The 25960-nt window shown below is 45.3% G+C and carries 24 protein-coding genes; 16 read left to right on the forward strand and 8 right to left on the reverse strand.

Annotated elements, in window-relative coordinates:
- Nucleotides 1–10 precede the first annotated feature (10 nt).
- Together GOL65_RS15080 and satP are read right to left on the reverse strand one after the other, a co-directional pair.
- A complete protein-coding gene (locus tag GOL65_RS15080) occupies nt 11–448 on the reverse strand; it encodes a GNAT family N-acetyltransferase (protein ID WP_140919501.1) in 438 nt (145 codons plus the stop codon).
- A gap of 91 nt (nt 449–539) precedes the next feature.
- Nucleotides 540–1112 (reverse strand): acetate uptake transporter, encoded by a 573-nt coding sequence (gene satP / locus GOL65_RS15085; RefSeq protein ID WP_140919502.1) that lies wholly within the window; start codon nt 1110–1112, stop codon nt 540–542.
- A 337-nt stretch (nt 1113–1449) separates the two neighbouring features.
- Here satP and dnaK point away from each other — a divergent pair, with 337 nt between their 5' ends.
- The 3 genes from dnaK (at nt 1450) to nhaA (ending at nt 6151) form a co-directional block, all read left to right on the forward strand.
- Nucleotides 1450–3360 carry a molecular chaperone DnaK gene (dnaK, locus tag GOL65_RS15090; protein ID WP_140919503.1) on the forward strand — a complete coding sequence of 637 codons (1911 nt, stop codon included), beginning with the start codon at nt 1450–1452 and terminating at the stop codon, nt 3358–3360.
- A gap of 116 nt (nt 3361–3476) precedes the next feature.
- A complete protein-coding gene (gene dnaJ, locus GOL65_RS15095; protein WP_140919504.1) occupies nt 3477–4613 on the forward strand; it encodes a molecular chaperone DnaJ in 1137 nt (378 codons plus the stop codon).
- A 353-nt stretch (nt 4614–4966) separates the two neighbouring features.
- Nucleotides 4967–6151 carry a Na+/H+ antiporter NhaA gene (nhaA, locus tag GOL65_RS15100; protein WP_140919505.1) on the forward strand — a complete coding sequence of 395 codons (1185 nt, stop codon included), beginning with the start codon at nt 4967–4969 and terminating at the stop codon, nt 6149–6151.
- Between the two features lie 244 nt (nt 6152–6395).
- Here nhaA and csgG read toward each other — a convergent pair whose 3' ends face one another.
- From csgG to csgD, 4 genes are read right to left on the reverse strand one after another with little or no spacing between them, the layout of a single operon-like run.
- Nucleotides 6396–7226, reverse strand: a complete 831-nt coding sequence (gene csgG, locus GOL65_RS15105) for a curli production assembly/transport protein CsgG (protein WP_140919506.1) — start codon at nt 7224–7226, stop codon at nt 6396–6398.
- 16 nt (nt 7227–7242) lie between these two features.
- A complete protein-coding gene (csgF, locus tag GOL65_RS15110; protein ID WP_130592386.1) occupies nt 7243–7653 on the reverse strand; it encodes a curli production assembly/transport protein CsgF in 411 nt (136 codons plus the stop codon).
- A gap of 10 nt (nt 7654–7663) precedes the next feature.
- Nucleotides 7664–8053, reverse strand: a complete 390-nt coding sequence (gene csgE, locus GOL65_RS15115) for a curli production assembly/transport protein CsgE (RefSeq protein ID WP_140919507.1) — start codon at nt 8051–8053, stop codon at nt 7664–7666.
- Between the two features lie 3 nt (nt 8054–8056).
- Nucleotides 8057–8704 (reverse strand): biofilm master transcriptional regulator CsgD, encoded by a 648-nt coding sequence (csgD, locus tag GOL65_RS15120; protein ID WP_140919508.1) that lies wholly within the window; start codon nt 8702–8704, stop codon nt 8057–8059.
- An 801-nt stretch (nt 8705–9505) separates the two neighbouring features.
- Between csgD and GOL65_RS15125 the strand changes: the two genes are divergently transcribed.
- The 3 genes from GOL65_RS15125 (at nt 9506) to csgC (ending at nt 10922) form a co-directional block, all read left to right on the forward strand.
- Nucleotides 9506–9991 (forward strand): curlin, encoded by a 486-nt coding sequence (locus tag GOL65_RS15125; RefSeq protein ID WP_140919509.1) that lies wholly within the window; start codon nt 9506–9508, stop codon nt 9989–9991.
- Between the two features lie 53 nt (nt 9992–10044).
- Complete coding sequence (locus GOL65_RS15130; protein ID WP_140919510.1) at nt 10045–10524, forward strand: curlin; 480 nt, start codon at nt 10045–10047, stop codon at nt 10522–10524.
- 71 nt (nt 10525–10595) lie between these two features.
- Nucleotides 10596–10922: a curli assembly chaperone CsgC gene (gene csgC / locus GOL65_RS15135; RefSeq protein ID WP_140919511.1), complete on the forward strand. Its 327-nt coding sequence runs from the start codon at nt 10596–10598 to the stop codon at nt 10920–10922.
- Nucleotides 10923–11016: 94 nt separating this feature from the next.
- Here the strand turns inward: csgC and rpsT are convergent, their stop codons facing one another.
- A complete protein-coding gene (gene rpsT / locus GOL65_RS15140) occupies nt 11017–11277 on the reverse strand; it encodes a 30S ribosomal protein S20 (RefSeq protein ID WP_130592380.1) in 261 nt (86 codons plus the stop codon).
- Nucleotides 11278–11649: 372 nt separating this feature from the next.
- Here rpsT and ribF point away from each other — a divergent pair, with 372 nt between their 5' ends.
- The 10 genes from ribF to folA all read left to right on the forward strand — a co-directional run bounded on the left by ribF (nt 11650) and on the right by folA (nt 25077).
- Nucleotides 11650–12588, forward strand: coding sequence for a bifunctional riboflavin kinase/FAD synthetase (ribF, locus tag GOL65_RS15145; protein ID WP_140919512.1), 939 nt, complete (start codon nt 11650–11652; stop codon nt 12586–12588).
- A gap of 34 nt (nt 12589–12622) precedes the next feature.
- Nucleotides 12623–15439 carry an isoleucine--tRNA ligase gene (gene ileS / locus GOL65_RS15150; protein WP_140919513.1) on the forward strand — a complete coding sequence of 939 codons (2817 nt, stop codon included), beginning with the start codon at nt 12623–12625 and terminating at the stop codon, nt 15437–15439.
- Nucleotides 15439–15927 carry a signal peptidase II gene (lspA, locus tag GOL65_RS15155; protein ID WP_140919514.1) on the forward strand — a complete coding sequence of 163 codons (489 nt, stop codon included), beginning with the start codon at nt 15439–15441 and terminating at the stop codon, nt 15925–15927. The genes ileS and lspA overlap by 1 nt, the downstream gene beginning before the upstream one ends.
- A gap of 86 nt (nt 15928–16013) precedes the next feature.
- Nucleotides 16014–16958: a 4-hydroxy-3-methylbut-2-enyl diphosphate reductase gene (gene ispH / locus GOL65_RS15160; RefSeq protein ID WP_140919515.1), complete on the forward strand. Its 945-nt coding sequence runs from the start codon at nt 16014–16016 to the stop codon at nt 16956–16958.
- 201 nt (nt 16959–17159) lie between these two features.
- Nucleotides 17160–17978, forward strand: a complete 819-nt coding sequence (gene dapB, locus GOL65_RS15165; RefSeq protein ID WP_140919516.1) for a 4-hydroxy-tetrahydrodipicolinate reductase — start codon at nt 17160–17162, stop codon at nt 17976–17978.
- Nucleotides 17979–18462: 484 nt separating this feature from the next.
- Nucleotides 18463–19647, forward strand: a complete 1185-nt coding sequence (gene carA / locus GOL65_RS15170) for a glutamine-hydrolyzing carbamoyl-phosphate synthase small subunit (protein WP_140919517.1) — start codon at nt 18463–18465, stop codon at nt 19645–19647.
- Nucleotides 19631–22852 (forward strand): carbamoyl-phosphate synthase large subunit, encoded by a 3222-nt coding sequence (gene carB, locus GOL65_RS15175; RefSeq protein WP_130592373.1) that lies wholly within the window; start codon nt 19631–19633, stop codon nt 22850–22852. The genes carA and carB overlap by 17 nt, the downstream gene beginning before the upstream one ends.
- Nucleotides 22853–23327: 475 nt before the next feature.
- On the forward strand, nt 23328–24107 hold the full coding sequence (locus GOL65_RS15180; RefSeq protein WP_140919518.1) for a threonine/serine exporter family protein: 780 nt from the start codon (nt 23328–23330) through the stop codon (nt 24105–24107).
- The gene (locus tag GOL65_RS15185) at nt 24104–24568 is read left to right on the forward strand and encodes a threonine/serine exporter family protein (RefSeq protein ID WP_140919519.1); all 465 of its coding nucleotides are present in this window, start codon (nt 24104–24106) and stop codon (nt 24566–24568) included. The genes GOL65_RS15180 and GOL65_RS15185 overlap by 4 nt, the downstream gene beginning before the upstream one ends.
- 23 nt (nt 24569–24591) lie before the next feature.
- Entirely contained in the window at nt 24592–25077 is a 486-nt protein-coding gene (gene folA, locus GOL65_RS15190; protein ID WP_140919520.1) for a type 3 dihydrofolate reductase, read from the forward strand.
- Between the two features lie 39 nt (nt 25078–25116).
- Here folA and apaH read toward each other — a convergent pair whose 3' ends face one another.
- The gene (gene apaH, locus GOL65_RS15195) at nt 25117–25950 is read right to left on the reverse strand and encodes a bis(5'-nucleosyl)-tetraphosphatase (symmetrical) ApaH (protein ID WP_140919521.1); all 834 of its coding nucleotides are present in this window, start codon (nt 25948–25950) and stop codon (nt 25117–25119) included.
- Nucleotides 25951–25960: the final 10 nt, after the last annotated feature.

Genomic DNA, 25960 nt, shown 5'->3' on the forward strand with positions numbered 1-25960 from the left:
ATTTGTAGTATTAAAGATATTTAATAAATCTAGTTTGCCCATCGGCCTGTAAACCATCCTCAATCCATCCCAAATAGCGATAGAATCCATTAGCACGTACATTGAGGTTGCTATCCGTTTCCAGCCATATTTTGGTGCATCCCATCTCTGCCAACCATTGTTCTGCGGCGAACATCAGCTGTCGGCCAATTCCCTGTCCTTCAAAAGCAGGTTTGACGAAAAGTGCAAAAATGCTGGCTTCAGTAGCATCAGCCATGGCAAACGCGACTATTTGTTGTCTATCTTCTGCCACCCAGCCTCGCCCCTGACCGGTTAACATGGCAGGAAGTGACTGATGAGTGATTCCGTGGGCGCTCAGCTCTTCCTGCGTCATTTTATTGTCATTAACGCTGAGTCGTACGCGAAACATCTCAGTGACGTCATCAGGATGCGCGATTCTTATTTGCATCTGTCATTTCCTGTTTATTGATTTATGAGAATAATACAAACAAAAACGCCTGCATTAAGCAGGCGTTTTTTAGTGATAAATAAAACGAGGATTAACCTGCTTTACGTTCACCAATAGGCAGAACGGTACGGCCATACTGTTCATTCAGTACTTCCGCCATTGCCAGATAAATTGCGCTGGAACCACAAACGATACCAACATAACCAGCGACGTTCAACAGACCGGTATTCGCTGTAATGTTACCGATAGATAACATAAAGAACAGCACCGTCAGGCTGGCAAAAACAAACTGTAAGCCACGATTAGCACGTAGGGTACCAAAGAACATAAACAGGGTGAAAATGCCCCATAATGCTAAATAGATGCCCAGGAAGGTAGAATCTGTAGCATGTGCATGTCCGACTTCAGGAAGCAGCCAGATACCCACTAAGGTCATCCAGAAAAAGCCATAAGAAGTAAATGCGGTAACGCCAAAAGTATTACCTTTTTTGAATTCTAAAATACCGGCAATAACTTGTGCCATACCACCATAAAAAATACCCATAGTAATAATAGCTGTGGTTACCGGGAAGAATCCGGCGTTATGGATATTTAACAGAATAGTGGTCATCCCAAATCCCATTAATCCTAGTGGACCTGGGTTTGCTAATTTATTCGAGTGCATATTTCCTCTGTACTCACGAATGCTGATTTATTAAGTGGATTTTTATCCGCATAGAGGCGGAATTAACTAACAACGACCACGGGTAAATGACACCGCGTATTACACGTGAGCGCGCATAATAATGAGGCACGAGTCACGAAACAATGGTTTTGATCAGGATTAATGCGAAATTTTTTTTATTTGCCCCCCTTGATGCCGGATTTGTCGCCCCCATCTTATGAACAACGGTGAAGCAAGCCTATGGATGTAAGACTTTTATTGGCAGTTGAAAAGTCATTTTGCACCCCCATATAGGTGAGTATGTGAACGAATATAGTTTTTAAGTGGAGAACATGTAATGGGTAAAATTATTGGTATTGACCTGGGTACAACGAACTCATGTGTTGCTGTTATGGACGGCACGCAGGTTCGCGTAATTGAGAACGCGGAAGGGGATCGTACAACTCCGTCAATTATCGCGTATACCCAGGACGGCGAAATTCTGGTTGGTCAGCCTGCAAAACGTCAGGCAGTGACTAACCCACAAAATACACTTTTCGCAATTAAGCGTCTGATTGGTCGTCGTTTTGGTGACGAAGAAGTTCAGCGCGACCGTGACATTATGCCTTTTAAAATTATTGGGGCAGAGAACGGTGACGCATGGGTTGAAGTAAAAGGTCAAAAAATTGCACCACCTCAGATTTCTGCTGAAGTTTTGAAAAAAATGAAGAAAACAGCAGAAGACTTTTTAGGTGAACCAGTAACCGAAGCGGTAATTACCGTTCCGGCTTACTTTAACGATTCTCAACGTCAGGCAACCAAAGATGCCGGTCGTATCGCTGGTTTAGATGTAAAACGTATCATCAACGAACCAACCGCAGCTGCTCTGGCTTACGGTCTGGATAAAGAGATGGGTAACCGCACTATCGCCGTATATGACTTAGGTGGTGGTACATTCGATATCTCTATTATTGAAATTGATGAAGTTGACGGTGAAAAAACCTTCGAAGTATTGGCAACCAACGGTGATACTCACTTAGGTGGTGAAGACTTTGATACCCGTTTGATCAACTACTTAGTTGATGAATTTAAGAAAGAGCAGGGCTTTGATTTACGTAATGATCCGCTGGCGATGCAACGTCTGAAAGAAGCGGCAGAAAAAGCGAAAATCGAGCTTTCTTCTGCTCAGCAAACGGACGTTAATCTGCCGTATATTACTGCAGATGCAACCGGTCCTAAGCATATGAATATTAAAGTGACTCGTGCAAAACTTGAGTCACTGGTTGAAGATTTGGTTAACCGCTCTTTAGAGCCGTTAAAAGTTGCATTACAGGATGCTGGCCTGTCAGTAAATGAAATCGACGATGTTATCCTGGTCGGTGGTCAAATCCGTATGCCATTAGTACAGAAGAAAGTATCTGATTTCTTCGGTAAAGAACCGCGTAAAGACGTTAACCCGGATGAAGCAGTAGCTATCGGTGCTGCGGTTCAGGGCGGTGTGTTAGCGGGTGATGTAACTGACGTATTGCTGTTAGACGTAACGCCTCTGTCTCTGGGTATTGAAACCATGGGCGGCGTGATGACTTCATTGATTGCCAAGAACACCACTATTCCGACTAAACACAGTCAGGTGTTCTCAACGGCAGAAGACAATCAGTCTGCGGTAACTATCCATGTTATCCAGGGTGAGCGTAAGCGTGCGGCAGATAACAAATCTTTGGGCCAGTTTAATCTGGACGGAATTCAGGCTGCTCCACGTGGTATGCCACAAATCGAAGTCACGTTTGATATCGATGCCGATGGTATTCTGCACGTATCGGCAAAAGATAAAAACAGCGGTCGTGAGCAAAACATTACCATTAAGGCCTCTTCTGGTTTGAACGAAGAAGAAATCCAAAAAATGGTGCGTGAAGCTGAAGCCAACGCCGATGCTGACCGTAAGTTCGAAGAGCTGGTTCAAACCCGTAACCAGGGTGACCACCTGTTGCACAGTACCCGTAAGCAAATTACGGAAGCTGGCGACAAGTTACCAGCGGATGATAAAACCGCTATTGAAGCTGCGTTAAGCGCACTGGAAACTTCATTGAAAGGTGAAGATAAAGCGGATATCGAAGCAAAAATCCAGGCTCTGGTTGAAGTATCCGGTAAGCTGATGGAAATGGCTCAACAGCAACATGCTGAAACCGCATCAGAAGGTGCACAAAGCGCGCCGGGTAAAGATGACGACGCCGTTGACGCTGAGTTCGAAGAAGTTAAAGACAAGAAGTAATCGCCCTTAAGCGGGCACGGTAATGATGCTTAAATTGTGGTATCGTTAACGGAACTTGGCACGGGCGTTGAGGTAACTCTACGCCCGTGTACGCATATATAGGGTAAAGTCCACAGATGGCGAAGAAAGACTATTACGAAGTTCTTGGCGTTGGCCGTGACGCTGATGAGCGTGAAATTAAGAAGGCCTATAAACGCTTAGCGATGAAACATCACCCGGACAGAAATCAGGGTGATAAAGAATCTGAAGAGAAGTTCAAAGAGATCAAAGAAGCCTATGAAATACTGACCGACGCGCAAAAGAAAGCGGCCTATGATCAATATGGTCATGCTGCTTTTGAGCAAGGTGGTATGGGCGGTGGTGGTTTTGGCGGCGGCTTTAGCGGCGGCGGCGATTTTAACGATATCTTTGGTGATGTATTTGGCGATATCTTTGGTGGTCGTCGTCAACGCGCAAGCCGTGGTTCCGACCTGCAATACACCATGACGTTAACGCTTGAAGAGGCAGTTCGCGGTGTAGCGAAAGAGATCCGTATTCCAACGCTGGCTGAGTGTGACGTTTGCCACGGCAGCGGTGCGAAAGCAGGAACCAGCTCAACTACCTGTTCAACCTGTCACGGTGCTGGTCAGGTTCAAATGCGTCAGGGCTTCTTTGCGGTACAGCAAACCTGTCCAACCTGTCATGGTCGTGGCAAGATCATTAAAGATCCATGCAATAAATGTCATGGTCAGGGTCGGGTAGAGAAGACCAAGACGCTGTCGGTTAAGATTCCAGCTGGCGTTGATACCGGGGATCGTATTCGCCTGTCAGGCGAAGGTGAAGCCGGAGAAAACGGAGCACCGGCAGGTGATTTATACGTTCAGGTTCAGGTGAAACAACATCCAATCTTTGAACGTGATGGTAATAACCTCTATTGTGAAGTGCCAATTAACTTCGCAATGGCAGCTTTAGGTGGCGAAATTGAAGTCCCTACGCTGGACGGCCGGGTAAATCTGAAAGTTCCGGCAGAAACCCAAACCGGTAAGTTGTTCCGCATGCGTGGAAAGGGCGTGAAATCGGTTCGTGGTGGAAGTCAGGGTGACCTGCTGTGCCGCGTAGTGGTTGAGACACCGGTTAAGCTTAATGAGAAACAAAAACAACTTTTACGCGAGCTTGAAGAATCTCTGGGTGGAGAAAAAGGGGCTAAAAATAGCCCGCGCTCCAAGTCATTCTTTGATGGCGTGAAGAAGTTTTTTGATGATTTGACTGGCTAATTATTTAGCGTTTTATTATCAGAATAAAAATCCCCGATCTGTGATTGGGGATTTTTTTGCCTGAAATCGAAAAAGTAACGGCTTGATTTCTCAGTTTAATGATTAATAAGAAACAAGTGTTATGTTTTTAGCAATTATTAATATTACATCATGATTAATAAGAATGTTTTAGTTCGCCTGCTATGGATAACTTTGGGTATTAATGTAATTAAAGACTGATTTTTGTAAAATTATAGATTCTTAGTCTAATTTGAGAGTATCAGGTGAAATTTTATAGTACTATTCGATACTGCTAAATTGAATAATAACATTAAGGTATCTTGTTATAAGGTATTAAAGGAGCCGTTTTTATCATGACTCACTATTTGCGCCAGTTTCTAAAATTAGAGGCATCAGGCGGTATTTTACTGATTATTGCAGCATTAATTGCCATGGTTATGGCGAACTCTCCTTTACAAACCGCTTATGAAGGCTTTTTGCATTTACCCATAGTTATCAAGATTGCCGCTCTGGATTTAAGTAACTCACTGGCTCATTGGATCAATGATGGTTTGATGGCCATCTTCTTTCTGGTGATTGGGCTGGAAGTTAAAAAAGAGCTGATAGAAGGATCGCTGGCGGGAAGAGACAAGGCGATGTTCCCGGTGGTAGCGGCGATAGGTGGCATGGTTCTACCCGCACTGGTTTATCTGATATTTAATATGGATGATACGGTAACTCGTACTGGTTGGGCCATTCCTGCTGCAACGGATATTGCCTTCGCACTTGGGGTTATGGCGTTGTTAGGAAGCCGGGTACCAACCAGCCTGAAAGCATTTCTGATGGCGTTAGCCATTATTGACGATTTAGGGGCGATAATTATTATTGCTCTGTTTTATACCAAAGAGCTTTCAATGGTTGCGCTTGCTGGTGCCGCAGTGAGTATCGCCATGATGGCGGTGATGAACTGGCGTGGTGTAGGTAACAAACTGGCTTACATTGTAGTTGGCGCGATACTCTGGGTATTTATGCTTAAGTCAGGTGTGCATGCCACATTAGCGGGAGTAATTACCGGCTTTTTCATCCCTCTTAATGGCTCTGAGGATAGTAAACCACTGGATAGCCTGATTCATCAGCTACATCCTTGGGTCACCTATTTTATTTTACCGCTGTTTGCTTTTGCCAATGCCGGTGTTGCTCTGGCGGGAGTTACGCTAAGCTCACTAAGCGGTATTTTGCCATTGGGAATTATGCTGGGTTTAGTGGTAGGTAAGCCGTTGGGGATCTTTGGTTTCTGCTGGGTTGCATTAAAAACTGGTTTGGTAAAAATGCCAGAATCCATTCAATTGAAGCACATCTTCTCTGTTTCTGTGCTCTGCGGTATTGGCTTTACCATGTCTATTTTTATCTCCTCTCTGGCATTTGAAGGTTTGTCCGCTGAATACATCACCTATTCGCGCTTAGGTATTTTGATTGGTTCAACGGTGGCCGCAGTATTAGGGTATTTCCTGTTAAAAATCTCATTAGCGAAATTACCGTCACATGAGATTGTGAAGTAATTAATAATAAAGCCTGATTTCTTCAGTCTTGTGTTTAAAAAGAGCTAATTGCCCGTAGGCAGCCCAGGCCCGACACGCACTGAAGCTAAGTACAGATGGTCTTCCGGTCGAGCACAAAGCTAATATGAGCATTTTAGATTTTACGACCGGAATATTAATTGGGGCCAATTTATTAGGTTTATCAGCCGCCTCAAAGGTTCTGCCAAAAGGCAGAACCTTCACTCGGGTAAAATAAAAAATGATATCAGGCTACCGGAACTTTAAGATTTTTATAGCGCTGGAAGACCGGCATATTAGCATCTTGTGGATTCTGTAACTGCCACAGGTTCCGATTGATACCATCGTTAATCAGATAGATAACCCCAGTTTCAATAGCAGACATCAGACACATCATTACGGGTTCATTAGAGGTATAGCCTACTTCACCTTCCAGCAAACGCTGATAATCAATAAAGCGGAATACACCAGCCTGAACTTCATAAGAAAGAATCGTTTTGCTGGTATTCACCGATGAAAGAATTTCCCCGGTACTAACATTAACGACCCGTAAGTTAACGGCAATCTGATCGAGTTGATATTGGGTACTGCCTCCGATACCAAAGTACCTTGCACCGATTCCCCCTGATTTCACATTGCTTTCGTAACCAATTATGGAGCCTTCAATCAACACGTTTGCTGCGACCAGTGAGGAAAGTGGCTGCATATTATTAACTGCCGCTTTACCATTCTCTTGAGCTGCCCGAATAATTTTCCGTTCATTTAACAGGTTTTGCAGACCTTGCCGTTCCAGTGGAATAAACCAGTTGGAGTCCTTTAAGGCTGATATCAACATAGCCGTTGCGCTCTGTGGTACAGAGGTCGAGAAGTTACTGGCAGGATAGGGTTTAAACTGCCCGGTTTCATCCTGAATATTGTATACCGAGACAAAAATTTTACCTTTTGGCGTTGGTAACTGTACTAAGTCCTGATAGCTTGGGCTGCGAGGCAATAGTGTTGGTTCAGCTGCTTGTCTTGGTGGATTGGTCAAACAACCATTTAGTAAAAACAGGCTGGCAAGTAATAAGAGATGGCGCATAGGTCGTTACCTTGTCTTAGTTAGCGCTGATACTGGTCAAGCCATCGACTTGAATGGTCGAGCTTTTACCACTGGCACGGTCGAGAATGTTCATGGTCAAGTTGCCATCGGTATTAGTGACATCAACAATAAAGTCTTTTGTCACCAGTCGGCCCGGTTTTCCCTGATTGATGTTGCCCATCAGACTACCCAGAAGTTGCGATTGAATGGCCGAAGTAAAATTATCCAGTGCTGAAGGCGTAGAGGATTCAAAATCATATCCGTCAGGATCTTTATATGAGTTTTGAGCATTGGCTTCAGATAGCAGAAAAGAGCCATTATTTGGGTTACCGCCAAAGTTAGGATTTACGAATTGGAATACCATGTTTCCGCCCCAGGAGAGGGGAGAGAACAGAAGCAAAGATAGAACCAAGTTTTTGATGCGCATAATACTCTCCTTAAAATTCATCGTGGGTTAAATCACCAGTATTCAGAAGGCTTTGATCTATCTGTCTTCTGGCCAGCTTTTGTGCCACCTGATCGATAGCTAAATCTACGTTACGGTTAAAGTCGCGTTTGCTTGGAAACAGAAACGCCTGATGTAACACGTCCTGATCAATTTTTATGGTTATCCAGCTTCCCCAGCGTGCGCTGGGTTTTTCGCTGATGGTGATGTTCCCTTTAAAATCCTTTTCCCATTTATCACTAAAGGCGCGATAAAAGTCGTGCCCGGTGGCGGTTACCGTGTGATCGGTAATCAAACCAGGTACTTCAACTTCAACGGCCCATGTGACCGGGCTAAACGCTAAAAAGAGTGAAATAACAGCCGCAGACAGATAACCGTTCATGATTCAGCGCCTAAGATGTTCATTAGCCCAGGTTGCTGCCTGAGTACGATTCTTCACGGAGATCTTCTTGAACAGGTTATACAGGTGAGTTTTAACCGTGTTTTCACTGATAAATAGCAGTCTGGCAATCTCTAAATTGGAGGCGCCCATACTTAATTTATGCAGGATCTCTTTCTCTCGATGTGTCAGGTCGGTTGCATTATCACTATGGTTATAGTGATAAAAACGGGACTGATTGAGCAGATGACTGGCTAATCGCTGAGAAAAGTAATATTCGCCACCCATAACGCTGTTGATCCCTTCGATTAATTTTTCCTGGTCGGCAGAAAGATAAAATACAGCACTAATCTGCGGCCATTTTTCAATTTCTTCAAAGTGATAATCTTCAGGCGTATTAAGCAACAGCAATTTGATACGATCGCGATTTTGGTTGAGAACTCCTTGCCAAAAAGTAATCAACTTTCTGTCTACGCTCATTAAATCAAAAAGAACCAATACTTTTTCAGTCGGTGGTTCATCAAGTGGTTTATGAATGTTTTGCAACTTAACATTAATGGGTAAGGCTGTATTTAACTGATGTAATAACGCTGTAGCTAATAACGATGGTTGTGTTATTAACAGCAACAGGCTTCTGTTTGCTTCATTACTCATAATGAAACTCCAAAATAATAGACTAACCCATCCGCGCAGAATCTTAGAGACTGCAGTAAACGTAATTATTTAATGACTTTCTATTTTTAATAAAAAGATTTCATTTGAAATATATATGACAAATAAATTGGTGTTTTTTTGGTTTTATCGGTTCCTTTTATTGTGTGTTTTTTACATATTCAATCTAGTATTAACGATTCCTAAAGCAAGGTCTATTTTTGTTGCAAAATGTTTCTTTTGATTTATAACATTTTCAATCAATTCAACTAACTAATGATGGGTATGATTTAAAAAATCAATAAAATCATGCGGTAGTGCTATTTAATAAAGCAATTAACAATGTGAAACGTAATTTTTTTCTGCGTTATATGGCGCATTTGAGATGTATCTATTAGCTGATCATTATTGCTTAATGATGAATGGTTTAGTGTTTCTTTTTTAAATTTTTGATAATGGAAATTATTAATGAGATTTTTGATGAGAAATGATTGGGTAGTATGGTAATAGCATTTTTTATTTTTCAGATATGGATTTTTTATATGGATTAAATGATTCTTCCTCTTTTTTAAATTAAATATTAATAAATAGAAGTGTTTCTTTTTCGCTCTAAAACTTTTGTATCAATACCGAAATTTTAAAATACGAAAAGAAGGTGAGTTTTTTATTTTTGAGTGATTGCATACTCAAATCATTATGTAACGAAGCGAATAATCATGATGGTAATTATCTGAAAGATAATCATTGATTTTATTCTTCATGTTTATGCTAAGTCAGCCCATTAGATTTAATCAGGGTGACAAAATGAAAAGATTGATATGTGCATTAGCGTTGCTTTCTGTTTCTGGCGTATCGATTGCTCAATATGACATGGCAGGTTCTGAATTTGTTTCACCTGATTATCAGATGAATCGAAGTTCTGCTGCGGGACAAGGAAATCGAGCGAGTATTGAGCAAAACGGCACTTCCAACCTGGCAATCGTTGTACAAAAGGGTGGAAATCAGGCGCAGATTAAGCAATCAGGGAGCAATAACACGGCGGTTATGGCTCAAAGAGGAATCGCAAATAACGCTGAAATTATTCAGACCGATGCTAACAATGTGGCTTATATAGCACAGTCCGGTGTGGCAAATTCGGCGTCTATTGAGCAATCAGATTTTGATAATGAAGCTTATATTATCCAAAAGGGTAAAGGGAACGTAACGCAAATTATTCAAAACGGTGTAAACCGGTCAGCCGGTGTTATACAAAATTCGTCAGGAATGGCCATTCGAGTGATTCAACACTAAGAATGACTGTTTTTTGACAATCATAGAAAGCCTATCTACGACGGGGTAGTATCATGAAACTGTGGAAAATTCTTGCTGTAACAACGTTAGTGATTTCAGGCAGTGCAATGGCAGATTCTAGTAGCTTTGGCCATGGCGGCGGCGGCGGCGGTGGTGGCGGCGGTGGTGGCGGCACACCAACAGTACCTCAATATACTTCAGCGTCAGCAGAGATTCGTATTTATCAGGCAGGTACCAGCAACTTTGCAGATGCCAGCCAAACTCAGGCTTATAAATCTTTAACGGATATTGAGCAACGTGGCGATCGTAACAAGTCTTACAGCAATCAAAGCGGTGACAACAGTCTGATTAACGTTGACCAATTTGGTAATGATAACTTGAGCGTAGCAGCGCAAACTGCCAATAAAGCAGCAATCTATGTTTCTCAAAGCGGTAGCGGCAACGTTTCTGGTGCATCACAAAGCTATGATGGCGGCTTAATCTCCGTTACTCAACTTGGTGCAGGTAACGTTGCATACTCTAACCAACACTAATTTGGTTCTTTCTGTGAAAAAACAGGGCTATTGCCCTGTTTTGTTTTTTTGGGTTTCCCGGAGGAGTTCTTATGTCTTTCTTACTTGCCGCCGCCCTCAGTAATCAGCTTTGGTTTAGTACGCAGCAGGATGCCCGTTATTACACTATTACCCCCATGGTAAATCTTGATAGTAGCTGTGAGTGCACGATATCAATAGAGGTCCAACGTAAGGGCAGTCAGGGAGAGAGCCGAAGCTTACAACAACGCCATATTTCTCTGGAAGCCAAAAAAGAGCATGCATTAGGACAAATGAAGTTCAATGTTTCTCAGGGGGATCGGGTGGATATTACCGTTACCTTAAGCAATGGTAGCAATATAGAAATGAAGAAGCAGTGGAGTTCATCTTCTGAGGTTTGATTTTTCAGGTTACGGAGGTTTTTCTGGACTTTGTTAAATTGCAGACATAAAAAAACCGGCATTGCCGGTTTTTTTAAGAAACGCTCAACATTAATTACATAGCGTTGATTTGTGCAGTCAGGTTTGACTTATGACGTGCAGCTTTATTCTTATGAATTAAGCCTTTTGCTGCCTGACGGTCAACAATTGGTTGCATGTCATTAAATGCTGCCTGAGCAGCAGCTTTGTCACCTGCTGTAATCGCCATTTGTACTTTCTTGATGAAAGTACGCATCATGGAGCGACGGCTTGCGTTATGCTTGCGGCGCTTCTCAGATTGGATGGCGCGTTTCTTAGCTGATTTGATATTAGCCAAGGTCCAACTCCCAAATAGTTTCTTGAGGACATTCTAAAGGCGAAGGAATATGCCCTTTCGACCTTCTTTTGTCAACGGATTTGTGCAAATTAGCGCCGCCATTTTCTCTTTTTACTAAAAAAGAAGGGGCGACACCGCGGTTATCGATGGCGCAGAATTCTAACAGCTTTGTACAACAGAATACAGTAATTAACGCGTTTTCTTTATGTGGATGTTGAAGATATAAGCATTACTGTATATTTATCGATAGATTAACGCCTGAAGACCATAAACCACAGAAGATTTTCGTTTATCACGTAATCGCGGGTTAACCTTAGGCGCGGCTATTGCTATAATCGATGGTTTCCAACTGTACAGAGCCCAAAACTGATTATGGAGCTGATTCGCGGTATACACAATATCCGACCTCGCCACCACGGGTGTGTTTTGACGATTGGTAATTTTGACGGCGTTCATCTGGGTCATCAGGCGTTATTACGTCAGTTAAAACGAGAAGGGAAGCGCCTGGGCCTGCCAACCATGGTGATGATCTTTGAACCCCAGCCGTTGGAGTTATTTGCCCCACAGCAGGCCCCTGCAAGGCTTACGCGCCTGCGCGATAAGTGTAAGTATCTGGCGCAAGCCGGTATCGATTATCTGTTGTGTGTGAAGTTTGATTCTGTTTTTGCAGCCAACAGCGCTGAACAATTTATTTCTAAGTTGCTGGTAGATTTGTTGGGTGTTAGGTTTTTAATGGTTGGCGATGATTTTCGCTTTGGGGCGAAGCGGCAGGGAGATTTCTCTTTACTGAAAACCGCCGGAGAAACCTTTGGTTTTTCTGTCGCCGATAGCGAAAGTTTTTGCGAGTCGGGTACTCGAATCAGTAGTACCATCATTCGTCAGGCATTGAGAGACGATAATCTGGCACTGGCGGAATCTTTGCTTGGGCGACCATACAGTATGTGTGGAAGAGTAGTGCATGGTGATGAGTTGGGGAGAACCATTGGTTTTCCTACGGCGAATCTCCCTATGAAACGACTGGTAGCGCCAATTAAAGGTGTGTATGCCGTAGAAGTTAATGGATTGGCTGATAAGCCATTACCCGGCGTTGCCAATATTGGCACCCGACCTACAGTTTCCGGCGTACGCCAACAGCTTGAAGTGCATTTATTAGATGTTGATATGGATCTGTATGGTCGCCATATTGATGTAGTAATCAGAGAAAAATTACGCAGCGAGCAGCGTTTTGCTTCGCTGGATGCTTTAAAACAGCAGATTGAAAATGATGTCGTGACCGCCCGTGAATATTTTGGGCAAGCGGTACGGACTTAAATATCTAGCCGAGAGATAGGGAACCGAGAATCGAATGACTGACTATAAGAACACGTTGAATTTGCCGGAAACCGGTTTTCCAATGCGCGGCGATTTAGCCAAGCGCGAACCGGATATGCTAAAACATTGGTACGAATCTGACCTTTATGGTGCGATTCGCCAGGCCAAAAAGGGGAAGAAAACCTTTATTCTTCACGATGGCCCTCCTTATGCAAACGGCAGCCTTCATATTGGTCATGCAGTAAATAAAATTCTCAAAGATATTATTATCAAGTCAAAAAGCATGTCTGGATACGATGCGCCATACGTGCCGGGCTGGGACTGCCATGGGTTACCTATCGAACTGAAAGTGGAACAACTGGTAGGTAAGCCGGGTGAGAAAATCAGCGCTGCGGAATTCCGTAAAGCTTGTCGTGACTATGCAGCGGAACAGGTTGAAGGCCAGAAAAAAGATTTTATCCGTTTAGGTGTGCTGGGTGACTGGGATCATCCATACCTGACCATGGAATATAAGACTGAAGCCAACATCATTCGTTCTCTGTCAAAAATCATCGGTAATGGTCACCTGCATAAAGGCGCTAAGCCTGTGCACTGGTGCATTGACTGCCGTTCATCTTTGGCTGAAGCAGAAGTTGAGTATTACGACAAAACCTCTCCTTCTATTGATGTGCGTTTTGCCGCTGTTGATTCAGCTGCAGTAGCCGCCCGGTTTGGCGTAAACCAGTTGAATGGTTCGGTTAATGCAGTTATCTGGACCACTACGCCCTGGACCTTACCGGCAAACCGCGCTATCTCCCTGCATCCTGAGTTTGAGTATCAGTTAGTTCAGGCTGGAAGTGACAACCTGATTCTGGCTACCGACTTGGTTGAAAGCGTGATGAAACGCGCCGGTATTGATAGCTGGAAAGTTCTGGGTAGTGCGAAAGGTGCAGACTTAGAGTTGATGCGCTTTAAACACCCATTCCTGAATTTTGATGTGCCAATTGTTCTGGGGGAGCACGTGACTCTGGATGCGGGTACCGGTGCGGTACATACGGCTCCTGGCCATGGTCCTGATGACTATGTGATTGGTCAAAAATATCAGTTAGAAGTGGCTAACCCGGTAGGTCCGGATGGTTGCTATCTGCCGGGAACTGGCGCTGGCCTTGATGGTTTAAACGTATTTAAAGCCAACGACGTGATTGTTGAGATGCTGCGTGAACACGGCGCTTTATTGCACGTTGAAAAAGTGCTGCATAGCTATCCATGCTGCTGGCGTCATAAGTCACCGATTATCTTCCGTGCAACCCCTCAGTGGTTTATCAGCATGGATCAAAACGGATTACGTAAACAGTCGCTGGAAGAGATCAAAAGCGTTCGCTGGATCCCTGACTGGGGTCAGGCGCGTATCGAAAACATGGTAGCAAACCGCCCTGACTGGTGTATTTCACGCCAGCGTACCTGGGGTATGCCAATGTCACTGTTCGTGCATAAAGAGACAGATGAACTGCATCCTCGCGCATTAGAAATTATGGAGCAGGTAGCTCAGTGCGTTGAACAACATGGCATTCAGGCATGGTGGGATCTGGACCCTAAAGATGTATTGGGTGAAGACGCCGATAATTATGTGAAGGTACCAGATACGCTGGACGTTTGGTTTGATTCGGGCTCGACACACTCCTCAGTTGTTGATGTACGTCCTGAGTTCCACGGCCACAGTGCGGATATGTATCTGGAAGGTTCAGACCAGCATCGCGGCTGGTTTATGTCTTCCCTGATGATTTCAACTGCAATGAAAGGCAAAGCGCCTTATCGTCAGGTTCTGACTCATGGTTTCACCGTGGATGGTCAGGGCCGTAAGATGTCTAAATCTATCGGTAACACCATTAGTCCTCAGGATGTAATGAATAAACTGGGTGGCGATATTCTGCGTTTGTGGGTGGCTTCAACGGATTACACCGGTGAAATCGCAGTATCCGATGAAATTTTAAAACGTTCAGCGGATGCTTATCGTCGTATTCGTAACACCGCGCGTTTCCTGCTGGCTAACCTCAACGGTTTTGATCCGGCAAAAGATATGGTGAAACCAGAAGAGATGGTAGTTCTGGATCGCTGGGCCGTTGGTCGTGCTCTGGCAGCACAAAATGAAATTGCAGCCAGTTATGATAATTACGACTTCCATGTGGTTATTCAGCGTCTGATGCAGTTCTGTTCTGTAGAGATGGGTTCGTTTTATCTGGATATCATCAAAGATCGTCAATACACCGCGAAAGGCGATAGCCTGGCGCGTCGTAGCTGCCAGACCGCGCTGTATCATATTGCTGAAGCGTTGGTACGCTGGATGGCACCGGTGATGTCGTTTACCGCTGATGAAATCTGGAACTATCTGCCGGGAGATCGTGAGAAGTTTGTATTTACCGGTGAATGGTATCAGGGATTATTTGGTCTGGCCGATGGCGAAAGTATGAATGACAGCTATTGGGAAGAATTGCTGAAGGTCCGTGGTGAAGTGAATAAGGTGTTAGAGCAGGCGCGTAACGATAAGCAGCTAGGCGGCTCTCTTGAAGCATCGGTTACTTTATTCGCAGATTCTGAGCTGGCAGATAAGCTGAATGCACTGAAAGACGAGCTGCGTTTTGTGCTGCTGACTTCTGGTGCGGAAGTTGAACCTATTACACAGGCAACGGCAGACGCACAGCAAAGCGAAATGATGAAAGGTTTGAAAGTTGGGCTGGCTAAAGCGCAGGGTAATAAGTGCCCTCGTTGCTGGCACTATACGCTGGATGTCGGTCAAAATGCAGAACATCCGGATCTTTGTGGCCGCTGTGTAACTAACGTTGCTGGCAATGGTGAAGAGCGTAAGTTCGCCTGATGAGTAAATCTATTGGTTCTACCGGGCTCCGCTGGCTATGGCTGGCGGTTGCCGTTCTGATTGTCGATCTGGCCAGTAAGTTTTGGGTGGTAAAGAATTTCCGCCTGGGCGAATCGGTGGATTGGTTACCGTTCTTTAATTTCTACTATGCGAGAAATTATGGTGCAGCCTTTAGTTCCTTTATGGGACAGCGTTGGGCGTTGGCGGCTGTAGCGATAACCATTACTATTGTATTAATGGTGATGATGTACCGCACGGCAGCAACGGCTAAATGGAGCAATATTTCCTTTGCTTTGATTATCGGTGGTGCATTGGGCAACCTGTTTGATCGCCTGTACCATGGTTTTGTCGTCGACTTTTTTGATTTTTTCATTGGCGATTGGCACTATCCAACTTTCAACGTTGCTGATTGTGCAATATGCATCGGGGCAGTGATGGTGGTACTGGAAGGTTTCATTTTCTCTAAAAAAGAGAAAAAACCAGCGTAATGCAAGTCACAGTGACGTAACGGTTTTATTGACGGTGTAGCCAGCAAGGTTGCTGACTACACCGTATATATATTTGGAGAGTAAAAATGCAGATATTGTTAGCCAATCCGCGAGGTTTCTGTGCAGGAGTCGACCGGGCTATCAGTATTGTTGAACGTGCGCTGGAAATTTATGGCGCTCCAATTTATGTACGCCATGAAGTGGTGCATAACCGTTATGTTGTTGACAGCCTGCGTGACCGTGGCGCGGTATTTATTGAACAGCTTAATGAAGTTCCCGATGGTGCGATTTTGATTTTTTCCGCACACGGCGTGTCTCAGGCTGTTCGTGCTGAGGCAAAATCCCGTGACTTAACGGTATTCGATGCCACTTGTCCGCTGGTAACTAAAGTGCATATGGAAGTGGCTCGCGCCAGCCGTAAAGGCCGTGAAGCGATTCTGATTGGTCATGCCGGGCATCCTGAAGTGGAAGGCACTATGGGGCAATACAGCAATCAGGAAGGCGGCATGTATTTGGTCGAGTCACCGGAAGATGTATGGCAGCTAAAAGTCAAAAATGAGAAGAATCTCTGTTTTATGACACAAACCACGCTGTCCGTTGATGATACATCTGATGTGATTGATGCCCTCCGTGAGCGTTTCCCGGATATTATCGGCCCGCGTAAAGATGATATTTGCTACGCCACCACTAATCGTCAGGAGGCTGTGCGCAATTTAGCACTGCAGTCAGATATGGTGCTGGTGGTTGGTTCAAAAAACTCATCTAACTCAAACCGTTTAGCTGAACTGGCTCAACGTATCGGTAAGCCCGCCTATCTGATTGATACCGCAGAAGACATTCAGGAAGATTGGGTAAAGAATTTGAATTCTGTTGGTGTAACCGCTGGCGCTTCTGCTCCCGACGTTTTAGTTCAGGCAGTGATCACTCGCCTTCGTTCTCTGGGTGGAGAACCTGCGGTAGAAATGGAAGGGCGTGAAGAGAGTATTGTATTTGAAGTACCAAAAGAGCTAAGAGTTAAGCAGGTGGATTAAACCTGAGTGGCTGTTTTGAATAAAGACATTTGCGGGCTGATATATTCAGCCCGTTTTCATTTTTATCGTTTTATTTTTTCACCAATATAAGCTTAGCTTTTAATTAGTTCGGCATAATTAGTAAATTTATTTGTCACCGTTCAGGGTGAACGTTAATCTGGTAGTTAAGTTAGTTACAGAATAAAAATTCAGAGGATCATTATGACCAATAAGCAGGTTAGGATTGCGATTGCCGGTGCTGGCGGACGAATGGGACGTCAGCTGATTCAGGCTGTTCATCAGGCAGAAAACGTAACGTTAGGAGCCGCATTAGAACGACGTGGTTCTTCACTGGTTGGTGTTGATGCTGGTGAACTGGCTGCCATTGGTCAGATAGGCATTCGGGTTAGTGATAATCTGGAAGCGGTTGCAAAAGATTTTGATGTGTTTATTGATTTCACTCGTCCAGAAGGCACTCTGGAACATATCTCTTTTTGCCGTCATCACCATAAGGCAATGGTTATTGGTACCACCGGATTTGATGATGCCGGTAAAGCTGCCATTCAACAGGCTTCAGCAGAAATTCCGATTGTATTTGCCGCTAATTTTAGCGTTGGGGTTAATCTGGTGCTTAAATTACTGGAGCAGGCGGCAAAGGTAATGGGAGATTATACCGATATTGAAATCATTGAAGCGCACCATCGCCATAAAGTTGATGCGCCTTCAGGAACCGCGCTGGCAATGGGTGAAGTTATTGCCGATACATTAGGCAGGGACTTAAAAACCTGTGCAGTATACGGTCGGGAAGGGCATACCGGCGAACGAGCCCGTGAAACGATCGGATTCGCTACTCTGAGAGCGGGTGATATTGTGGGAGAACATACGGCGATGTTTGCTGATATTGGTGAGCGAGTTGAAATTACTCATAAAGCTTCCAGTCGTATGACCTTTGCTAACGGAGCGGTAAGGGCTGCCGCCTGGTTAAGTCAGCATAAGTCTGGTCTTTATAGTATGCGTGATGTTTTATCACTTAACGATTGATTTTTGTATGTTTAGTGTCGAGATTAATTGATTTATTATAAGATTAATCTCGATGTTTGTTTTTTTAATTCATTTTTAACCAATGAGTTAGTGTTGAAAATTATATTTTATACTCTTAGTGTTAAATTTAATTTAATTTGCTTTTTTTTGTAAGTTAACCTTGATTTTTTATCCTTAAGTCTCATTTTTTCACCTGAATTTCTCTTTTTTGTATTCAAATATCGTTTTATTCTTTCATATGCTTTAGCAATCGTTTTCTAAGCATGCTTTATTGGTATTTTTTGCCATTACATCCCGGTTTTTATGTTGAAGTGCCAAAAATACAATAAAAAATGTGTGTTTCAGTAGACAAGAGACGATTCGATCATTAGAATGCGCCCAATTTGCCAAAAATTTGCCAGTAAGGCTTTTTTTGTGCCTTTTTAAAAGGTATAGTTGTGAATTAATATGCATATTTTGTGACTGTTTATTCTAGGAGGGTGTTTTGAGTAAGACAGCGCTACTGGTTCTCGAAGACGGAACCCAATTTCATGGTCGGGCCATCGGGGCCAAAGGGATGGCAATTGGGGAAGTGGTTTTTAATACCTCAATGACAGGCTATCAAGAAATCCTTACTGACCCATCTTATTCCCGCCAAATTGTTACTCTTACTTATCCCCATATTGGAAATGTCGGCACGAACTCTTCAGATGAAGAATCCACTTCTGTTCATGCTCAGGGATTAATTATTCGTGATTTGCCACTGATTGCCAGTAACTACCGCAATCAGGAAGGACTGTCAGAATACCTGAAGCGCCACAATATAGTTGCTATTGCTGATATTGATACGCGTAAATTGACCCGTTTGCTTAGAGAGAAAGGGGCACAAAACGGCTGCATTATTGTAGGCGATCAGCCAGATGCTCAGTTGGCTTTGGAAAAAGCGCGCGCCTTCCCTGGTCTGAAAGGCATGGATTTAGCCAAAGAGGTAACAACGCAAGAGTCCTACCGTTGGGCTCAGGGTAGCTGGACGCTGGAAAATGATTTACCGGCAGTAAAAAATGACAGCGAATTACCTTACCACGTCGTCGCTTATGACTATGGTGTAAAACGCAACATCCTGAGAATGTTGGTGGATCGCGGCTGCCGTCTGACGGTAGTTCCGGCACAAACCTCCGCAGAAGAGGTTTTGAAACTTAATCCGGATGGTATTTTCCTGTCAAACGGACCGGGCGACCCTGCACCCTGTGACTATGCGATTAAAGCTATTCGCCAGTTTCTGGAAACTGATATCCCGGTATTCGGTATCTGTCTGGGCCATCAACTGCTGGCTCTGGCTTCCGGAGCGCAAACCATCAAGATGAAATTTGGTCACCACGGCGGTAACCACCCGGTGAAAGACCTCGATGCTAATAGCGTTATGATCACTGCACAAAACCATGGTTTTGCAGTAGATGAATCCTCATTACCAGCGAATTTGCGCATTACTCATAAATCGTTGTTTGATGGCACATTGCAGGGTATTCACCGCACCGATAAAGCCGCATTTAGTTTTCAGGGGCACCCGGAAGCCAGTCCCGGGCCGCATGATGCTGCACCGCTGTTCGACCATTTCATCGAGCTGATTGAATCTTACCGTTCTACCGCTAAAAACAAATCAGGAGCCTTGAGCCATGCCAAAACGTACTGACATAAAAAGCATCCTGATTCTTGGAGCCGGCCCAATCGTCATCGGTCAGGCTTGTGAGTTTGACTACTCTGGTGCACAGGCTTGTAAAGCGCTGCGGGAAGAGGGATACCGGGTGATTCTGGTGAACTCCAACCCGGCGACGATTATGACTGACCCGGAAATGGCTGATGCAACCTACATTGAGCCTATCCAGTGGGAAGTGGTACGCAAAATCATTGAGAAAGAGCGTCCGGATGCGGTTCTGCCTACGATGGGCGGACAAACCGCTCTTAACTGTGCGCTGGAACTGGAACGTAAGGGCGTACTGGCTGAATTTGGCGTAACCATGATTGGTGCCACTGCGGATGCTATTGATAAAGCAGAAGATCGCCAGCGCTTTGACAAGGCGATGAAAAAAATCGGTCTTGATACGGCACGTTCCGGCATTGCTCATAATATGGAAGAAGCTTATGCCGTGGCTGCGGATGTGGGCTTCCCTTGTATTATTCGCCCATCATTTACCATGGGCGGTACCGGTGGTGGTATCGCCTATAACCGTGAAGAATTTGAAGAGATCTGCGAACGAGGTCTGGACCTTTCCCCTACCAAAGAGCTGCTGATTGATGAGTCGCTGATTGGCTGGAAAGAGTATGAGATGGAGGTAGTTCGGGACAAAAATGATAACTGTATTATCGTCTGTTCCATCGAAAACTTCGACGCCATGGGTATTCACACCGGTGATTCTATCACTGTAGCTCCGGCACAAACCCTGACTGATAAAGAGTATCAGATCATGCGTAACGCCTCGATGGCTGTGTTGCGTGAAATTGGTGTAGAAACCGGTGGTTCCAACGTGCAGTTCTCGGTGAACCCTAAAAATGGTCGCCTGATTGTTATCGAAATGAACCCGCGGGTTTCCCGTTCTTCAGCATTAGCCTCTAAAGCAACGGGCTTTCCGATTGCCAAAATTGCCGCCAAGCTGGCGGTTGGCTATACCCTCGATGAACTGATGAACGATATTACCGGCGGCAGAACTCCGGCATCGTTTGAACCTTCTATTGACTATGTTGTGACAAAAATCCCTCGCTTTAACTTCGAGAAGTTCGCCGGTGCCAATGACCGACTGACCACTCAGATGAAGTCCGTCGGGGAAGTGATGGCCATTGGCCGTACACAACAAGAATCGCTGCAAAAAGCATTACGCGGCCTGGAAGTCGGCGCCAGTGGATTTGATCCAAAAGTCAGTCTGGACGATCCGGAAGCGTTGACCCGAATTCGTCGTGAACTGAAAGAAGCGGGCGCTGAGCGTATCTGGTACGTTGCTGATGCATTCCGTGCCGGTATGTCAGTAGACGGCATCTTTAACCTGACTAATATTGACCGCTGGTTCCTGGTACAAATCGAAGAGCTGGTTCGTCTGGAAGAGCAGGTGGCTGAACGCGGCATTAACGGCCTGGACTATGATTTCATGCGCTTGTTGAAACGCAAAGGTTTTGCCGATGCGCGTCTGGCTAAGCTGGTTGGCTTCTCTGAAGCGGAAGTGCGTAAGTTGCGCTATAAGCATGGCATTTATCCGGTATACAAACGGGTTGATACCTGTGCGGCTGAGTTCGCCACGGATACCGCTTATATGTATTCAACCTATGAAGATGAGTGTGAAGCTAACCCAACTAATGACCGGCCAAAAATTATGGTGCTGGGCGGTGGCCCTAACCGTATTGGACAGGGAATTGAGTTTGATTATTGCTGCGTTCATGCTTCGCTGGCGCTGCGGGAAGATGGTTATGAAACCATCATGGTTAACTGTAACCCTGAAACGGTTTCTACCGATTATGACACTTCCGATCGCCTCTACTTCGAGCCGGTTACGCTGGAAGATGTACTGGAAATTGTACGCGTCGAGCAACCTGCCGGGGTTATTGTTCAGTACGGCGGTCAAACCCCATTAAAACTGGCTCGCTCATTAGAGGCCGCCGGTGTACCGATTATTGGTACCTCTCCGGATGCTATTGACCGGGCAGAAGACCGCGAACGTTTCCAGCAGGCGGTTCATCGTCTGGGCTTAAAACAGCCGGCAAACGCAACGGTATCAGCGATTGAAATGGCGGTAGATAAGGCTGCTGGTATCGGTTATCCGCTGGTAGTTCGTCCTTCTTATGTGCTGGGCGGACGAGCGATGGAAATTGTCTATGATGAAACCGACCTGCGTCGTTACTTTCAGACTGCGGTTAGCGTTTCTAACGATGCGCCAGTACTGCTGGACCGCTTCCTGGATGATGCAATCGAAGTTGACGTAGATGCTATCTGTGACGGAGAGCGAGTACTGATTGGTGGCATCATGGAACACATCGAACAAGCGGGCGTTCACTCCGGTGACTCAGCCTGTTCTTTACCGGCCTACACCTTAAGCCAGGATATTCAGGATGAAATGCGCCGACAGGTTGAAAAGCTGGCATTTGAGCTCTGTGTTCGCGGCTTAATGAATGTGCAGTTTGCGGTGAAAGGAAACGATGTTTACCTGATTGAGGTGAACCCTCGGGCAGCACGTACCGTACCGTTTGTTTCCAAGGCAACGGGCGTACCGCTGGCTAAAGTGGCTGCACGAGTAATGGCCGGCAAATCACTGCTGGAGCAAGGTGTAACCAAAGAAGTTATTCCGCCTTACTACTCGGTAAAAGAAGTGGTGCTGCCATTCAACAAATTCCCTGGAGTAGACCCAATTTTAGGGCCTGAAATGCGTTCAACGGGTGAAGTGATGGGCGTTGGCCGCAGCTTTGCTGAGGCGTTTGCTAAGGCGATGCTGGGTAGCAGTCCAAACCGCATTCCACGTGGTCGCGCACTGTTATCGGTACGTGAGGGCGATAAAGCTCGGGTGGTTGATTTAGCTGCCAAGCTGCTGAAGCAGGGCTTCGATCTGGATGCTACTCACGGTACCGCAGTGGTGCTGGGTGAAGCGGGTATTAATCCCCGTCTGGTGAATAAGGTACATGAAGGTCGCCCACATATTCAGGACAGGATTAAAAACGGTGAGTATAACTACATCGTCAACACCACCGAAGGGCGTCAGGCCATTGAGGACTCTAAGTTGATTCGCCGCAGTGCGCTTCAATATAAAGTTCACTATGACACCACGCTAAACGGCGGTTTTGCTACCACGATGGCAATGAATGCGGACCCTACGGAGAAAGTGATTTCCGTTCAGGAAATGCATCAGTTGTTGAAGTAGTTAATAGATAATTGGGACCGGAGTAAGTTTCGTCTGCTAAACCTATAGAGTCTATCTGAACGATGGTTTATGCAGCCGAGCAGGGGCATTAGGGCGAATGCCCCTGCACCCCGCGCCTTTCGCACAGGAATTCAGGTCGCTTAGGCGACTGCCTTCCTCCGTCATTCGGCCTTAACGCACCGGTGCAGAGCCGCTCCCGGCGTCGCTGCACCTCGCCCCGCATCCGTGCGGGACGTGCTGGCCTCTTTCAGTCGTCAGCTGAATTCAAGTGCTCATTAAAGGGCATAAATAGAAAAAGGCATAGAATTAGCCTCTTTGATAATCTGCATCTAAACTTTAAAAACCATAATAAACAGTAACTGAGCGTTTGAAGCGGTTCAAAAATCAGTGTTATTCTAACTGGCGCTTTTGAAAGCCCGGCAAACGGTAGGGTTACCCGTTTATTTCCTCTCTATTTCACTCAGGTAAACATAAAGTGGAATTTGATAAAGTCCATCAACGCCAGCGGGAAATTACCCGTTTGTGTATACAGTGTGCGCTGTTATTGCTACAGCACGGTGCGGAAAGTATGTTGGTCGAGCAGCTTTCTACTCGACTTGGCAAGGCACTGGGTGTTGATGAGGTAGAAAGTTCTATCTCTGCGAATGCAATAGTGTTGAGTACCATCTATAAAGGGCACTGCCTTACCTCTACACGTAAGAATGTCGACCGCGGCATAAATATGCATGTGGTAACTGAAGTTCAGCGAATAGTGATATTAACTGAGCATCGCTTATTAGGCATTGATGAAGTTGAAAAACGGCTAAACCATATCAAGCCACTACGCTATCCACGTTGGTTAATGGTGCTGATGGTGGGATTATCCTGTGCCAGCTTCTGCAAACTGGCCGGTGGTGACTGGGATGCGGTATTAGCCACGTTATTAGCCAGTGGTGTAGCGATGTATGCTCGTCAGGTTATCACTTCTTTTCAGATTAACCCGCTAATTAACTTTTTTGCCACTGCCTTTGTGGCCACTACCGTTGCAGGCTGGCTGGTTGACTGGATGGATATTTCCAAAGCTTCAATAGCCATGGCTTCCAGCGTATTGCTGTTAGTTCCCGGCTTTCCGCTGATTAACTCAGTGGCGGATATGTTTAAAGGGCATATCAATACCGGTATCGCCCGTTGGGTGATGGCCAGTCTGTTAACCCTTTCAACCTGTATTGGGGTTGTGGTGGCGATAACCGTTTGGGGGTTTCGGAGCTGGTTATGAATCTGATATTAACGCTTATCGAAAATATGTTTCTTGCAGCCATTCCGGCGGTTGGCTTTGCGCTGGTGTTTAACGTACCGGTAAAAGCCCTGAAGTATTGTGCATTGCTGGGGGCAATAGGCTATGCCTGCCGTACCATATTAATTTATTACCAGTTTCCTCTGGAGTGGAGCACATTACTGACTTCTATGCTGACAGGTACTATCGGTATTCGCTGGTCGCGATGCTTTCTTGCCCACCCGAAAGTCTTTACCGTTGCGGCGGTGATCCCTATGTTCCCCGGCGTTTTTGCCTATAAGGCAATGATTGCTCTGGTAGAGATCTCCCATAAGGGGTATTCTGCCGAACTGTTTGAAACCATGATTACTTATTTTTTAAGGGCTTCGTTTATCGTTGGGGCATTGTCCATTGGGCTTTCTTTACCGGCTCTGTGGCTGTATCGCCGTAAGCCCAGCGTTTAACTGCCTGTTAGCAGGATGTTGTTATGATTATTAGTCTGATTGCCGCAATGGCAGCAAACCGGGTGATTGGTGCCGAGAATGCGATGCCCTGGCATCTTCCCGCCGATCTGGCATGGTTTAAGCAAAACACCCTGAATAAACCGATAATTATGGGGCGTAATACCTATCTGTCCATTGGTCGTCCTCTACCTGGCAGATTGAATATTGTCATCAGCCGACAGCCTCAAACCGATGAAAGAGTTACCTGGGTTACTTCACTGGAGCAGGCTATTCAAGCGGCTGGCGAAGTGGAAGAGGTGATGATTATTGGCGGAGGAAGCGTTTATCAGCAGGCATTAGCACAAGCTGACCGCCTGTACCTGACTCATATTGAAGCTGAACTGGCGGGAGATACCCATTTTCCTGACTATCAGCAACTGGCATGGCATCAGGTATTTTCTCAGCATCATCCGGCTGATGAAAAGAACCCACATGCTTATCAGTTTGAAATACTGGAACGGCAAAAATAATGATTTTCCGGCACATCAGAACGATATGCCGGAATGATTTTACTCATCGTTTTCAGCGATTTTCGCCAGAGAGTGTTGTTGAAAATACTGTTTATCTTCCCATCTCAACATCGTGAGCTTCCCTCCCCAACAGCAGCCGGTATCCAGTGCATAAATACCTTCTGGCGCACCTTTTCCTTCCAGTGAAGCCCAATGGCCAAAAACAATTGAATAGTTTTCAGAAACTGGCCCGGAGAGTTCAAACCAGGGTTTTAACGGTGCAGGCGCTTTTTTAGGTACGTCTTTACAGATCATATCCAGACAGCCGTTTGGATAGCAGTAGCGCATGCGGGTTAGTGCATTAGTGGCGTAGCGTAATCTGGGTAACCCTGACAGCTCATCGTGCCAGCAGTTGGGTAAATCGCCATACATTGAGTCGAGAAACAGCGGGTAGCTATCACTGGACAGAATAGCTTCAATTTCACGGGCGCAGCGTTTAGCGGTATCAATATCCCATTGAGGCGTAATACCTGCGTGCCCCATAACTAATGCCTTTTCTTCGTCTACCTGTAGCACAGGCTGGCGGCGTAACCAATTGATTAATTGGTCACAGTCTGGTGCTTCAAGCAATTCAGTCAGGTTATCTTTCGGTTTATTGCGGCTAATACCAGCATAAATTGCCAACAGATGAAGGTCATGATTACCCAATACGATACGGACTGAATCGCCCAGCGATCGAACATAACGAAGAACTTCAAGGGAATCTGGTCCTCGGGCGACTAAATCGCCCGTTAACCAAAGGGTATCTGTGGTGGGGTTAAAACTGGCTTGTGCCAGCAAAGCTTGTAGTTCCTGAAAACAACCGTGCACATCACCGACTAAAAGTGTTGCCATAAGCGGGAGC

This window comes from Limnobaculum xujianqingii (assembly GCF_013394855.1).
Lineage (GTDB): Bacteria > Pseudomonadota > Gammaproteobacteria > Enterobacterales > Enterobacteriaceae > Limnobaculum > Limnobaculum xujianqingii.